The 12,986-nt window shown below is 43.2% G+C and carries 15 protein-coding genes; 9 read left to right on the top strand and 6 right to left on the bottom strand.

Annotation, left to right across the window (positions count from 1 at the left end):
* Positions 1-3 precede the first annotated feature (3 nt).
* From ACXI0A_RS15750 to ACXI0A_RS15740, 3 genes are all read left to right on the top strand, one after another.
* Positions 4-456 (top strand): universal stress protein, encoded by a 453-nt coding sequence (locus ACXI0A_RS15750; protein ID WP_224930848.1) that lies wholly within the window; start codon positions 4-6, stop codon positions 454-456.
* A 9-nt stretch (positions 457-465) separates the two neighbouring features.
* Positions 466-1,269, top strand: coding sequence for a hypothetical protein (locus ACXI0A_RS15745; protein WP_476147798.1), 804 nt, complete (start codon positions 466-468; stop codon positions 1,267-1,269).
* A 255-nt stretch (positions 1,270-1,524) separates the two neighbouring features.
* Positions 1,525-1,806, top strand: a complete 282-nt coding sequence (locus ACXI0A_RS15740; protein ID WP_476147800.1) for a membrane lipoprotein lipid attachment site-containing protein — start codon at positions 1,525-1,527, stop codon at positions 1,804-1,806.
* A gap of 67 nt (positions 1,807-1,873) precedes the next feature.
* On the opposite strand, the gene ACXI0A_RS15735 is transcribed toward ACXI0A_RS15740, so the two are convergent.
* Together ACXI0A_RS15735 and ACXI0A_RS15730 are read right to left on the bottom strand one after the other, a co-directional pair.
* A complete protein-coding gene (locus ACXI0A_RS15735; protein ID WP_476147801.1) occupies positions 1,874-2,023 on the bottom strand; it encodes a hypothetical protein in 150 nt (49 codons plus the stop codon).
* A gap of 284 nt (positions 2,024-2,307) precedes the next feature.
* Positions 2,308-3,525, bottom strand: coding sequence for an L-lactate MFS transporter (locus ACXI0A_RS15730; RefSeq protein WP_476147803.1), 1,218 nt, complete (start codon positions 3,523-3,525; stop codon positions 2,308-2,310).
* A gap of 266 nt (positions 3,526-3,791) precedes the next feature.
* Here ACXI0A_RS15730 and ACXI0A_RS15725 point away from each other — a divergent pair, with 266 nt between their 5' ends.
* Complete coding sequence (locus ACXI0A_RS15725; protein ID WP_034825199.1) at positions 3,792-4,031, top strand: hypothetical protein; 240 nt, start codon at positions 3,792-3,794, stop codon at positions 4,029-4,031.
* 37 nt (positions 4,032-4,068) lie between these two features.
* Here ACXI0A_RS15725 and ACXI0A_RS15720 read toward each other — a convergent pair whose 3' ends face one another.
* Positions 4,069-4,968 (bottom strand): EamA family transporter, encoded by a 900-nt coding sequence (locus tag ACXI0A_RS15720; protein ID WP_476147806.1) that lies wholly within the window; start codon positions 4,966-4,968, stop codon positions 4,069-4,071.
* A 182-nt stretch (positions 4,969-5,150) separates the two neighbouring features.
* On the opposite strand from ACXI0A_RS15720, the gene ACXI0A_RS15715 reads away from it, so the two are divergent.
* From ACXI0A_RS15715 to ACXI0A_RS15700, 4 genes are all read left to right on the top strand, one after another.
* A complete protein-coding gene (locus tag ACXI0A_RS15715) occupies positions 5,151-6,026 on the top strand; it encodes a helix-turn-helix domain-containing protein (protein WP_476147807.1) in 876 nt (291 codons plus the stop codon).
* 169 nt (positions 6,027-6,195) lie between these two features.
* Positions 6,196-6,471, top strand: a complete 276-nt coding sequence (locus ACXI0A_RS15710; RefSeq protein WP_476147808.1) for a hypothetical protein — start codon at positions 6,196-6,198, stop codon at positions 6,469-6,471.
* Positions 6,472-6,869: 398 nt separating this feature from the next.
* Entirely contained in the window at positions 6,870-7,724 is an 855-nt protein-coding gene (locus ACXI0A_RS15705; protein ID WP_476147810.1) for a DUF6387 family protein, read from the top strand.
* Positions 7,725-7,848: 124 nt separating this feature from the next.
* A complete protein-coding gene (locus tag ACXI0A_RS15700; protein ID WP_476147812.1) occupies positions 7,849-8,055 on the top strand; it encodes an AlpA family phage regulatory protein in 207 nt (68 codons plus the stop codon).
* Between the two features lie 2,080 nt (positions 8,056-10,135).
* Here ACXI0A_RS15700 and ACXI0A_RS15695 read toward each other — a convergent pair.
* The 3 genes from ACXI0A_RS15695 to ACXI0A_RS15685 all read right to left on the bottom strand — a co-directional run bounded on the left by ACXI0A_RS15695 (position 10,136) and on the right by ACXI0A_RS15685 (position 12,321).
* Positions 10,136-10,453, bottom strand: a complete 318-nt coding sequence (locus ACXI0A_RS15695; RefSeq protein ID WP_476147814.1) for a cell wall-binding protein — start codon at positions 10,451-10,453, stop codon at positions 10,136-10,138.
* A gap of 232 nt (positions 10,454-10,685) precedes the next feature.
* Complete coding sequence (locus tag ACXI0A_RS15690) at positions 10,686-11,927, bottom strand: relaxase/mobilization nuclease domain-containing protein (protein ID WP_476147816.1); 1,242 nt, start codon at positions 11,925-11,927, stop codon at positions 10,686-10,688.
* On the bottom strand, positions 11,896-12,321 hold the full coding sequence (locus tag ACXI0A_RS15685; RefSeq protein ID WP_476147818.1) for a hypothetical protein: 426 nt from the start codon (positions 12,319-12,321) through the stop codon (positions 11,896-11,898). Before ACXI0A_RS15685 ends, ACXI0A_RS15690 begins: the two co-directional genes overlap by 32 nt.
* 222 nt (positions 12,322-12,543) lie before the next feature.
* Here ACXI0A_RS15685 and ACXI0A_RS15680 point away from each other — a divergent pair, with 222 nt between their 5' ends.
* Positions 12,544-12,963: a hypothetical protein gene (locus tag ACXI0A_RS15680; protein ID WP_476147820.1), complete on the top strand. Its 420-nt coding sequence runs from the start codon at positions 12,544-12,546 to the stop codon at positions 12,961-12,963.
* Positions 12,964-12,986: the final 23 nt, after the last annotated feature.

Raw genomic sequence — 12,986 nt, 5'->3', positions numbered from 1 at the left:
CTGATGAAAACCTTGCTGATGGCCATTGATAGTTCTCCGGTGGCAGAAAAAGTCATCGCGTTAACCATTGAACAGGCACTGGCGCAACAGGCTCAGGTCACGGTGTTGTGCTGTGTCGATCCCGCTTATTCATCCTGCAATCAACCGATCGAAATCGATGCGGGTGAAGATCCGGATGATTTCGTCGCGGCAAAAGATGAACAAAACACCGCTGAAATGGTGGTTCGTCACGCACTGGCACCGCTACTGCGTGCTGGTGTGGCTGCCAAAGGTCTGATTCTGGCCGGTGAAGCCGCGGAAACGATTGTGGCGCAGTCCAATGCACTGAAGGCCAGCATGATCATCATCGGTCGCCGTCATCTTTCTCCTTTCAATCGCTTACTTAAAGGTTCGGTGAGTGCGGCTGTGATTGAGCGCGCCAACTGCCCGGTTCTGATTGACGTTCGCAAGGATTAATCACGCTCCATGTTCTCCCTCATTCCTGTCACGCTGGCGGCGTTCGCGCTGCTGGCGGTGATTCTCATCGTTTTGATTCGCACCACCGCACTCCGCTTATGGCAGGGGTTGGTGCTGTTTTTACTGCCGTTGATTTTGGCAAATATGCTGTGGTTTAGCTGGTTACACCCACGGCAGGAGCGACAGGCGCTGGAAAGCGAGGTGGCAACCCAGTTAAGCCTCGCACCAGGGTATCGTCAGTTAAAAACACAGGAGCCGGCCCTGTGGCAAATGCTTAATCGCGAGTTACTGCACAAGCGTATGGAAGGCGTGCCTGCTGACCAGGCGCTGGGCGAGTTGCGTGGATGGCTGATGGATCTGGTTAATCAGCGTATGGCGCGTGCAGATGACGAGACGTTGCTTAATTATTTGCGTGTGTCAGTGCAGGAGATGCAGGCACTGCAGCAGCCGGAGCCACAACGCTGTTTCCGTTTCCTTTATCCGCAGGTGAATGGCGGCATCAATCTGCAACAAGCGCTGTCACCGGAGTTGTATCTGCGTGATGCACAGGCGTTAGATTTGCTGCTGCAAAACAGTACGGGCGAAGAGCGACCGGTTGATCAACAGGGCGCACAGCGTGATTTGCAAAGCGTCGTGGAAAAGCTTTACGGCAAGTGGGGCGATAAGCTTCAGCAACTTAACATGCCGGCCGATACCGCCGTCGATCGCAGCGCGATGTGCGCCATGTCGATTGATCTCTACAGCGGCATTCTCGCATTGCCTGCCAAACAGTCCGCCAACCTTTTGCGTAAGATGGTCAGCCTTACCGGTTAGGTTTACGCGTAAAAAAAGCCCGCTCAGCGCGGGCATAATGGTCACTTTCCGTTTGTTTTTCTCGTATCACCTGGTGTGGTGCAGACGTTGTGCTGTCTGAAAGCATCATGTCATCGGTTGAGTAATATGAAAAACCGTTTGGTTTTATTGATTTGATTGGTAAAAACTTTATCAAAATGACTATTTCGCGCCAGTTTCCTATAGATGCGTGCGGCGTAGGCATTTAGACTGCTTCGCCTGGAAGAGGACACCCTAATGAAAAAAATGCTTATTAGCGCGTTCGCGCTTTTTATGCTGGCCGGTTGTAGTGTCAGCAAACCCGGTGGATTTGAACGTGTCGATGAAGATAAAAGCTCAAATACCGTGCAATATCGTTACGACCCGCATACGTTGAATAAAGATGCGATGGAAATCGATCTGGCGAATTATTGTAACCAACGTGGATTTGATAAAGTGGAATCGCTGCCCGCGCAGGACAGTCATCTACCTGGATTAAAGAAAGCCTGGTATCAATGTAATTATGCGGTAAAAAGTTAAAAGAAAGGGCGGGATAATTTCCCGCCCTTTTTGTTTTTTTATTATGTGCTGTGTGTGCTTTGCCCAACTACCAATGACGACCATGATAACCACGGTCATGATGCCAGCCACCGCCGTGGCCCCAGCCCGGTCCGCGACCATATCCATCATGAACGATACAACCACTCAACATCGTCATAATGGCAACAACCGAAGCAGCTTTAATAAGTGTTTTCATGGAGAGTCCTCCTCTTTTCCAATGAAGCCAGATTACCGGGGAAAAGTGGAGTGAAGATGCAGCGAATGTAGAGTTATTTCTGGATCTATTGCCAGATATGTCAATTTAAAGCTAAAAACGTCAAGGCGGGAAATAAACCAATCAGATAAAACTGAATGCCTGATGATAATAACGCGAATACTCTGAAATGCAATCCTAAATAACAGCCATTCTCAACTATTAAAACATTATGCAGGAAAGATGGAGAAAAAAGATGCCGCAGAGTGATGCGGCATCTGTTGAGATTAATTATGCAGCAAAGGTTCAGCAACGTTTTGACGATTTGGCAGACGGATGCTGAGCGACAGCACCAGCGAAATCACCAGCAGTGTCATGATCAAGCTGAAAGTCACGGTAAAACCACCGAATAAGGAAGCCACCAGCGAACCCATCACGCTGCCGATACCGAATCCCAGGTAAATCAACCCGTAATTTTTCGTCAGATTATTAAGACCGAAGAAATCGCTGACCAGGGAAGGGAACACGGTGATGGTGCCACCAAAACTAAAGGCAACGCAGGCCAGTGACAGGAAGAAGGTGGTTTCATTCATACGGGTAAACAACAGAATGCTCATGCCCACCAGCGAAACAACCTGTGCCATTGAAATGACGCGAATACGTGCCATTTTGTCGGAGAGCACGCCGAGAATCAGGCGACCACTCAGGTTAGCAATCGCGATGACAGTTACGGCATTAGCGGCGGTTTGCGTGGTCAGATGAACCATACCTTCACCGATGTCTTTCGCTACGCCAATCACATACAGACCGCTCATGCAGGCAGTGAGGAACATCAGTGCCAGCATCCAGTACTGCGGTAACCGCACGGATTGCGCCAGCGTGTAATCTTTTTCCAGCACTTTCGCGTTCCCGCTGCTTTGCTGGAGAGGGGCATCACGCATCATCAGCGCACCCACAATAATCATGCTCATTGCCAGCACACCCCAAATCATAAAGGTGTTCTCCAGGCCGTAAGTGCTCAGCAACGCGCCACAGATAAATTTGAAACCGAGACTACCTAAGCCGTAAGCGCCAATCGAGCAGGCGGAAATTAATCCTTTACGCTCAGGGAACCACTTCACGCAGTTTGATAGCGTCATCAGGTATCCTGCGCCATCCGCTAAACCGACCAGGATGCCGGCGCTGAGGTACAGCATCATCAGGTTATCGGCATGGGCGGTCAGCCAAAAGCCAATCGCCATCAGAATACCGGCGCCGATGGTGACGTTACGCACACCAAAGCGCTCCTGTAATTTCCCCGCCAGCGACGATGCAATCGCCAGGCCCAGGCTTAATAAACCAAACGAGAAGGCAACCTGGCTGATGGGCGCATCCAGCTTATGAGCCAACTGGCCGTTAAACAGGCTCCAGGTGTAGACCGAGCCCAGTGCAAACTGAGTAATGATGGTGCCGATAAGGGTAAGCATACGGGTACGCTGCAACTGCGCGGATAATTCTGTTTTCATTTTTATCTCTCCCCTCAGGGAATGCGGAATCTGCAGCGATAATAGGCGGCTTACGCGCGCGTGGGGCGAAGCAGGGCATCAAGAGACAGGACGAAGGAATGAAATGCAGGAAAACGGGTATGAATGACATTGCCCCTACAATGTTGTCAATTTAAGCGTAGCGGTTGCTATGGGTAAACATATGTAACCAGGTGTGATATGCACGCCCATTTCGCTGCAAAATGGCAAAACTTTGCCAGGATTAAAATTCACTAACAGGAGGAAATATGACAGACCGAGCATATGAATCCGCGTCAAGCGAGGATGAAGTTTGCTGCATCATCGGTCAGGCGGTGATCGAGTTAAGCGATGAGCATCAGCCTGTGAATAAATCCACGCTGTCGCTGAAACTACTGGCTATGGCCGATCGCGACAGAGATGATGAACGCGTTCTGCTTTACTGGATTGCCAGAAAAGCCATCAATAAACCTCACCAGCTCAATATCGGCGTCCAGGGCTGGCGCTAGAGGACCAAAGAGCGGGCGCAATGCCCGCTCTCGCTGTTTAGGCTAAGCGTAATTTGCGTGACGTTGGCCAGCGTACAAACATCACCATGTTCCCCATCAGAATCATCACTAATCCCACAATGGCATTATCGTGCCACTGATATCCCTCATAGATTGTGGAAAGCGTCAGCGCCACGAGCGGGAACAGCAGTGTGCTATAAGCGGCCTGGCTGGCCCCAATACGACCGACCAGCGTGAAATAGGCGCCAAAGCCTAACACTGAACCAAAAATCGCCAGATAGCTCATTGAACCGAGCCATTGCAGATTCAAGGTGGGAGCCAGTGAATCGCCGTTCAGAAGCGCTAAGATTGCCATCATGATTGCGCCATAAAACATGGCATAACTGTTGGTGGTGAGCACATCACGCTGACGGCGTTGGTGGCGCGTGGATATCATGTTGCCAAACGAGAAGCCGAGAGTACCCAAAGCACTTAGACCTACGCCCCACAAAAGTTGAGGCGCTGGGTGAGCCGCCTGAATATCATGCCAAAAGAGCGCCACAATGCCCCCTAAGCCGAGAACCGCAGCCGGCAGCAGGCGGAACGGTGGGCGCTGACGGAAAAATATCCAGCTGTTGAGCGCGTTATACAGCACCGCCATCGAAAAGATCACTGACTCTAATCCACTGCTGATCCACGCTGCCGCATGATAGAAACAGACAAAATTGAAGCCAAAGACGCAACAGCCCTGTAGCAAGCAGAAAAGATGATCCTGCTTATCCAGCGGGCGCAGGCGTTTAATCAGTTTCAGGATCACCAGCATCAGCACCGATGCCAGCAAGAAGCGCCAGAATACCGCCACCAGAACCGGTGTGTTAGCCGCTTCTTGTTGCAGGAATATCGCAATCCAGGTGGTGCCCCAAATCAACACCACCGCAAGGTACAACATAATGTTCATCGCATTCTCTCCAGCAAAATCATTGCCTGAAGTGTGTCGAAAATGGTGGCCTTCGGCTTGCACGCGGTTGCGCGCGAATTGCAAAATCTTGCGCTTTTTACACTGATGTCCCGCGTTGGCCTGTTTTCTGGCCGTGGAGATCCGTAAACTGTGCGTTATTAACCTGTGAGTGGATCCCTTTGATGCCCGATTATCAGACCTTCGACATGCTGCAGCGCCATAAAGCGCAATTGCGCGATAGCGTGCAGCTTTCGGGTGGCATCAAGTTGGCAGCCTGGTTTAATAGTGGCGATCGTGTTACTAATCTCAGCGATCACCATACGCTCAGCCTGTATACCGCTGATGGCTATGACACCTGGCATAAAACACAGCATGGTTGGCGCAATGGCGGTGGTCCGGATCGCTTTTGCCTGATGCCCTCTGGTGTTGAATCGACCTGGGATTTACGTGCAGATTTGTCGTTCGTACATCTTTACTGTACTGACGAGCACCTGCGTCATCTCGGCGAGCAGATTTGGGATCGCAGTCCCGCCCAACTTAATTTGCATGAAAAGATCTTTGCCGACGACGATCGCATCACGCAGCTTTATCGACATTTCCTGCTGAGTGTTGACTGGCAGCAACCCGCCAATCAATTGATGTTGACCAGTGCTTCGACATTGCTGATGACGCATCTTTTGCAGCGTTACAGTGAAGTGCAATGGCAGGCGCCACAGGTGCGCGGTGGATTAGCGCCCGCAGTATTGCGACGTGTACTGGCGTTTATTGATGCGCAGTTGGATCAGCCTTTGACACTGGCACAGCTGGCGTCAGAAGCGGCCTTGAGTGAATACCACTTTGCCCGCATGTTCCGCAGTAGCGTGGGCGAAGCCCCTCATCAATATGTGATGCGCCGCCGTATGGACACTGCACTGCAACTGCTGAAGTTCAGCGCTTTGCCATTAACCGAGATCGCCTTGCGCTGCGGTTTCCACTCTTCCAGTCACTTCAGTAACCGTTTTCGACAGCTGCATGGTGTCACCCCTTCCGCATGGCGCCAAAACTCACACCAGCTTTGATTCCGCTGTAATCGCCTGAAACAGCCAGTTTCTACCTGCGAGAAACGTCTCAGATTCATTCACTCTCATGCTAATTGTGATGAAGTTTTCTTTGCCTTAGTTACAATGTAATCTATTAACATGTTGTTTTTGATGTGATAATTACATGTTTAGCTTATGCGGAGTGGTAATGATGGAAATGCGCGTTTCAAAGCTTGAAGCCGATGTATTTGAAATGAAGTCAGATATTAAAACGTTGAAAACCGATATGGAAACGGTGAAAACCGACCTGGCGGTAATCAAGTCTAACTACGTAACGAAAGCCGATTTGCATCAGGAAATTGCTAAAACTCATGTAGAGATCGCCAAAATTCATTTAGAGATGACAAAACAAACCAAATGGATCCTGGGTGGAATAATGAGCGCGGCTGGACTCAGCTTGGGTATAGCTCGCTGGCTGTTTTGAGGGATTAACCGAAAGCCAATATGAGGGAATGATGAACACCGCAAGCTGCCATTTCTCATGAAGACTTGGGCTGTTTTGGTTTAACTAATCCTTTCGCCACTCATCGAAAATCCTTACGTGCGATTAATTTGAGGATTGCCTGATACAAAGAAGATCTAAAGGACGGATGTGGAGGGCAGCGAAAGGCTTTATGGTGTCCCCTACAGGAATCGAACGTATAAATATTTTCATGATTTAAAAGAGAATTTTTATAGGTAGTCATAATTGTTCCAACATTAATACCAACAAAGAATTTTTATGTCGCTGTCATCGGTTAAGTCTTTGAAACTTGCATAAATCGAGTAAGTCTGGGAAGTTCAACACTAACAGATTATGGTCTATTGCTGGAGTGTGTTTCGATGAAAAATTGGTCCCCAGAGCATACAAAAGAAATCAAAGCTTGGCTCGACATAGATAACTACCGTAAGTTCGAAGAAATAACCTTAAACGGCCTGTATTATGAACTTTGGGCTAGATCGCATTTGTTTAAGCCATGGCCCACGGAGGAAGAGAAAAAAGGGTTGTGGAACTACATGACGAAAATTTTCAGTGGCAACCCCCATCTTTTCAAAGACACACAACTCGACTACCCAACGACCCACGATAGCCTTTACAACCCTCCCCACATTTTTATAACTGATATCAGCAGGCTTGCTCAACTGAGTGTATCTGCTCTCAATGTGAATCTTTTCACTTGGGAAAGAGGAAACGATATATACAGTGTTAACGCTCCCCATCACGAAGCTTATGTATCAACGCTAATGTCCCCTTTAAGTGAGAAAACTGTTCTGCTCGAAATCGATCTGGGTAGTGGAACAGACGATGAAATTACAGAGTCCATAAAAGCAGCACTGCCTCAATGGAGACGGATTAAAGGGGTTGAGGTTGATGAGGCTGGTGCGGTTCGTTTTGGCTATGGAACTATCAAAAAAATCATAAACTACCGTTTGCCAGCGATGTTGGACATATTGCTATGGGCGAAAAAGAAGGATGTTCGAGTGTCAGATGATCGCCTTTCTCGTCTTCTATACACGGACGAAGACGATGAGGCTTCAATCCGGCTTCACTATCACATCAAAGATGCAGATCGACCACTCGCTATGAAAGCTGCAACAATGGACTTCGCCAAGCAGTTCAATTTTTTCATGAATCGAAATCCACACCTAAAAAACATGAGAGTTTCAGATGTGATGAAACTCTCTGATTCCAACTAATCGTAACTCCTCGATACCTAGATCTACAGGGCTACTCATTGCCCTGTAGTTCGGAAACTCGCTCCTTTCTTTTTCCAACAGTTCGTATAGTCATTTCATCGAAACGAACAAGAGGAAACATGAAATGAACAACAAAAGCACTCGTCTAATACGTCTTCCTGAAGTCCTCTTGAGAACTGGCTACGGAAAAGCCTGGATCTATCGGCTGATCAGCGAAGGGCGTTTTCCAACTCAAATTAAAATCGGTTCACGATCTGTAGCTTTTATTGAAAGTGAAATTGATGATTGGATTCAAGCAACAATAGCTGAAACAAGAAAAAACGCTGCTTAACTCATACCACCTACGAGGATATCTAAAATGAGAATTGAACAATTTATAAGTGAAGAATGCAAAATGGCTAATATTGAATTAGAAATTTACTCTGGGATCTTTGACTTAAAGATAATGGATAGTCTATCAGATAATGACCTTCACAGGAAATAGGCTATTGGTTAAGTCAATATTTTGAAGGGGATACTCAAGGTGTTTTTGAAGAAATAAGCAAGATTAATATACTCGAGCAATCAATTGTCTATGAAACATTTTTCCTTTTGATTAAGTCTCGCCGGGAATTGAAACTATTAGCAATTAGAATGATGAAGTATCAGTTAGAATTGAGAAGTGATGAATAAAATATAAAGTTTTAATGAATAAAAAAACCTAATATTTTACTTAAAAGCTTACGGAATTAAGGGGTGACTTATTCCACTTAGTGTTGCGGTCTGTTTTAAAGTATTAGGTATACATAATGCAAATAAAAATATCCCTTTGAAAAACTTGAAAGTTTCGGATGTGATAAAATCTTCTACTTCTGATTAGCATTAAAATCTATTTTGATTTTCTTGTAAGGGAACTGGTGTTCCCTTATAACGAAATCCACTCCTTCTATATTTTTTCCCACTTCCATAGTGATCTTATTGAAATAACGTAAGAGAAGTAAAGTTTCCGCAAATGATAGATTTTAACTTTTAAAGTTTTTGATTGCGACTTGTTATAAATTAATTACTGATATAGAAATATTACTTTGGTATCGTGAGGTTTTATTTTTATTTTCGCATTGACATTAAACTTATAACTGCTATTTAAAATATATATACAAGGTGATTGTTTATATTTCACCTGTGGGCAAAGTGTTATTACTTATAATTAAGCGCTGTAAAAAACGATGTAATTAATGCTTAATGCTCACTAAACAATAATATTATTCCTATGTATTGGTGAGCGAATTGTGGAAATAGTGTGTTTGTCCGATTTGTTTGATTATTGTGAGTAAAGACGGGGAGTGCAGCATATTACTCACCCCGAAGCACTGCTCTAAGTCGTTGGTTATCAGTCAGGTAGGCTATGTGAAAGCCCGGCCATTAAACGGGGATAGACTGAAGCAATTTCGATATGAGCGGATCTCGTGGGGGCTGTAGGGTGTCGCATATTGGAAACGATATGTAGCTCTATGACGAGACGGCCGTTAGTGGTCTGGGTTGAAGAACCATAGATTCGGGTTAGTGCCTCTCCTAAAATATTCTTTCTTTTAAGAATATTTTTGGAGAGGCGAAGCTTGGGTTGAAGCAATTCGAAACACCCCAAGACATGATTTTACGAAGATAAAGTAATACAATATTTTAAAGAAAAAAGAAAAAAGAAAAAAGAAAAAAGAAAAAAGAAAAAAGATTTTAACAAAAAACATACTTAAAAAAATTTTTAAGTAAATATATTTTCTTTTAAAATAAAGAGTTTTAATTGTGGTTTTTTAAAACATTTAAATGGGTCGGATGAATATAAAAGGAAATTTTAAGCAATATTTGCAAAGGCTGTAAATAATTAATGTCTTTTATATTGACATTATCTGTTGTTATGGTAATTATAAAATAAGGCAAGGGATAGTTTTATGCAAGGACGCAATTACATGGATAATTATATAGAAACACTAACCCGAAAGAGAAATTAATAGTCATTATTGATCAGTATATTACCAAAGCATACAGCCCTGAAGATACTATGTATACTCATAAGTTATATTTGATTTTTGTCGGTTATCACTTGAAATACTTCTATCCGACATCTCAGTATTGCCGTTCTACTAATAATGTCGATAATATTATGCAGATGTTGTTGGCGGTATTAAAAAATTTGAAAGGCGACTTCATAAAAAGCTTACATCATAAAGATATTTTGTTATTCCAATTCAATGCTCTTGTCAATTATATCGAAGAAAATCATGGAAGATTAGAACAGATCTATATTGAATTAAAAGCACAGTATGAATTTAAAGAGATCAGCAGTAGCGTCACAACGACATGTAGACCTATAAGGACAAGGTTGTGATGTTTTCATAAAAAAGCTCCCATTTGAGAGCTTTTTGACTGACTAATATTTAATTACCAATGACTTTCCAGCTATCGTCAGTTTTTAATAGTTTAATCTGAGTCATCCTATTTTCATTGTTAATAGCTACTTCTGCATTACATTTATAGCTTTTATCAGACTCTTTTTGACAATCAACTTTTTTAACAGATTTCAGCGTTCTAAGCATTGTTTCCGAAGCATTTGGGTTAATAGATCGAATTGCAGAATTCCCACTCTCTATAGACTTATTTAATGCATTTGAAATATCATTTTCTGAGGGCTCGCTATCACAACCAGCAAGTAAGAAAGTCGAAAGTATGATTGCAACAAATGTATATTTTTTCATTTTATTTTCCATATAGACAAATTTTTATTGTGTGTAGGCTTATCTCGATGAATCTTCGATGTTTATCAGACTGAAGTAAAAACGTTTGTACCGATCGATGATTAACTTATGATAGCCTGTAACTATCAACAGTATGTAATTGATCTGTAAAACCGATCAATCACTTCTTATAAAATCAATGAATTAATCCCTAGTATCAATATGGTTTCTTTCAGGTAAATGAAAATTGTTGTTATCTTTGTTGTTTAAGATTTGTAGTAAACTCAGAACTGATAGGAGGGGGAACGCTGTGAACGGTGAAGATGTTCTTAAACTTTCTGACTGGATACAACAAAGATAAACCTATTTTTTTCAGTAAGTTAATCAATATTAGCCATGAGTTAAAACGAGCAATGTTTGTGCTTTTCCTTCTTTGTGAGTTTTGCAAATCAAGGACAGCACTGATTATGCGTTGCCGCTTATCTTCTTCAACTACCATCTTCGGTGCCAAAGTAGGTGCAAGAGAAAAAGAAGGGGCACAAGAAGGTGAAGGAGTAAGCGAAGCTATTTTCTCAGCAATAGTTAGCAATTCCCCTTTTTGCTTCGCTGGTGAAATCTTGACAGGAGCCACAAGAAACTCTGGGACAACCGAAGGTCGTAACGGTGATGGAATTGGAGATTTGTCGGTTTTAAACGTCTCTACATGCTCAGGTGCATAACTAAGGTGCTTCTGTAAGTTTAGCCACGAATACTTTTTCCCAAGCTTAGAAGCTTTGAAAGCCATACCCTGGTATTCAAATGAGAATCCATTCATTTTTCCCGTCGAAGCTCTATTAGCTTTGCAGGTTACTCGGCTACCTTCGAGCCGCTTGATAAATGTTTCAAGACCGGGTTTATCAGCCAAAATTTTATCAATGATCTGTTGTAGGGATTTCTTTGGGCAGGGGGAGGACGTTCGTGCTTCAAGCATCTCTTCGTTGCGAGATAACCTCTTACGCTTCGGTTGTGACGTGTTGGTTGAAGGTGTTGCTTTGGTAAAAGTAAGGGCATGAGTAATCTCGAGCTCGCTAATGATACGAGTGCTGATAAGATTTTCATTCCTACCCAGGTAGAGCTTACCACCGACCATATCGATTCTACTGGCGATAATGTGTATGTGCTGGCCAGCTTCGTCGTCGTGAAGGACATAGCAACGCAGATGAGTATCACTAAATCCCATGCGTTTCATGTAGTCGTCAGCAACCAATTTCCATTGTTCCGGGCGAAGCCTCTCACTGGCAGGTAAACGAAGAGAGTTGTGCCAGACTGGTTTTATAACGTCTGTGCGAAGTTGCTTGCTTGTATTGAATTCAAAGATCAGTTCCAAGACCGAATCGCCTAACAGGTTCCCGCCAATCACTATTGGATCACTTTTATGATGTGAATCAGGCTTCAATGCATATAAAACTACACCAGCGAAGCTTTTACCTCTCCGTATCTTCTGCATACCCTTCATCAGGCTTGCTCCATGAATCGGATGATATTAATTTCTGGCGAAGCTCACTGATCTGGGTCTTAATAACAAAGATCTCTGTTTTTGTCAGTAAACTATCGCTACTTTTGGCATCCAGATGCTTGGCTATACGTTGTATAGTTTGGTTGATATCAGCCAAATATTTCCATGCTTCTATATTGATTGATGGCACAATGGCTGGAAGCTTATGGAGAAACACCATACGAAGCCATTCTCCTTTGGCATAATAGCCTCGCAATGTATTAAGCTTTGTTAGTTCTCTATGGTTCAACCTAACGCTTACACAGTGGGTTCTCAGCATTTCTGGCGTCAAATCATTTACTACTTTGACTTGCGTTTTTGAATGTGGGAATAATGATATATTTAAATTATTCATATGACTTCCTTTTATAAAAATTTGACATTTCCTTATATGTTGTTTTAGTTATATTCTATTTACTTAAAATGTCAATGATGGGAATGTATACTTTGCTTTTTGCAATTGACCATAAAAACATGCTAAGTAATTTCATATTAAAAATATTTAGTAATAAATCTCTTTGGGATATGTGATAATATAAAACTAAAATATTAATATAGGAGTTTTAAAGTGTATCTAATGAAGCCCCTTCATATGCATTTTGATTTCGGTTTTGGATCTACAGCCGATCAATTTAAAGAATCAGCAGATCTTTTATCAAAAACAGCAGTGGTAAAGGACTTGGTCATGCCGCTTAACTACCTAAGGCGGCATGCCGTTGAGCTATATTTAAAGTCATTGATATACATTTTGCATAGAAAATATGATATTCCTTTTAGTGATCAAGGTGATTTAGAAAATCCATTGATTAATGTTCGAGGTAAAAATAAACTTCTGACAAATCTACACGATGTCGGTGTTTTATTCAGTTACTTTATTGAACTACATAATAGTATGTTATCAAAATTTCCTGATAGAACAGATTGGTCAATTGGTGAAGATATTAGAATTAAAGTTAACAGTATAAGTGGAATAGATTCAAAAAAGTACTTTTTTTAGATATCCTAAAACAGATGACCGTA

The sequence above is a fragment of the Pantoea sp. C1E2 genome, assembly GCF_056491465.1.
The sequence above is the reverse complement of the archived record's forward strand: the minus strand, read 5'-3'. Positions and strand labels throughout refer to the sequence as shown.

Excerpts from the sequence above, each read along its gene's own strand:
- ACXI0A_RS15715 (WP_476147807.1), top strand. The coding sequence starts at position 5,151 with ATGCCCGATTATCAGACCTTCGACATGCTGCAGCGCCATAAAGCGCAA.
- ACXI0A_RS15710 (WP_476147808.1), top strand. The coding sequence starts at position 6,196 with ATGATGGAAATGCGCGTTTCAAAGCTTGAAGCCGATGTATTTGAAATG.
- ACXI0A_RS15735 (WP_476147801.1), bottom strand. The coding sequence starts at position 2,023 with ATGAAAACACTTATTAAAGCTGCTTCGGTTGTTGCCATTATGACGATG.
- ACXI0A_RS15730 (WP_476147803.1), bottom strand. The coding sequence starts at position 3,525 with ATGAAAACAGAATTATCCGCGCAGTTGCAGCGTACCCGTATGCTTACC.
- ACXI0A_RS15695 (WP_476147814.1), bottom strand. The coding sequence starts at position 10,453 with ATGAAAAAATATACATTTGTTGCAATCATACTTTCGACTTTCTTACTT.
- ACXI0A_RS15720 (WP_476147806.1), bottom strand. The coding sequence starts at position 4,968 with ATGAACATTATGTTGTACCTTGCGGTGGTGTTGATTTGGGGCACCACC.
- ACXI0A_RS15680 (WP_476147820.1), top strand. The coding sequence starts at position 12,544 with ATGAAGCCCCTTCATATGCATTTTGATTTCGGTTTTGGATCTACAGCC.
- ACXI0A_RS15700 (WP_476147812.1), top strand. The coding sequence starts at position 7,849 with ATGAACAACAAAAGCACTCGTCTAATACGTCTTCCTGAAGTCCTCTTG.
- ACXI0A_RS15750 (WP_224930848.1), top strand. The coding sequence starts at position 4 with ATGAAAACCTTGCTGATGGCCATTGATAGTTCTCCGGTGGCAGAAAAA.
- ACXI0A_RS15705 (WP_476147810.1), top strand. The coding sequence starts at position 6,870 with ATGAAAAATTGGTCCCCAGAGCATACAAAAGAAATCAAAGCTTGGCTC.
- ACXI0A_RS15740 (WP_476147800.1), top strand. The coding sequence starts at position 1,525 with ATGAAAAAAATGCTTATTAGCGCGTTCGCGCTTTTTATGCTGGCCGGT.
- ACXI0A_RS15745 (WP_476147798.1), top strand. The coding sequence starts at position 466 with ATGTTCTCCCTCATTCCTGTCACGCTGGCGGCGTTCGCGCTGCTGGCG.
- ACXI0A_RS15690 (WP_476147816.1), bottom strand. The coding sequence starts at position 11,927 with ATGAAGGGTATGCAGAAGATACGGAGAGGTAAAAGCTTCGCTGGTGTA.
- ACXI0A_RS15685 (WP_476147818.1), bottom strand. The coding sequence starts at position 12,321 with ATGAATAATTTAAATATATCATTATTCCCACATTCAAAAACGCAAGTC.
- ACXI0A_RS15725 (WP_034825199.1), top strand. The coding sequence starts at position 3,792 with ATGACAGACCGAGCATATGAATCCGCGTCAAGCGAGGATGAAGTTTGC.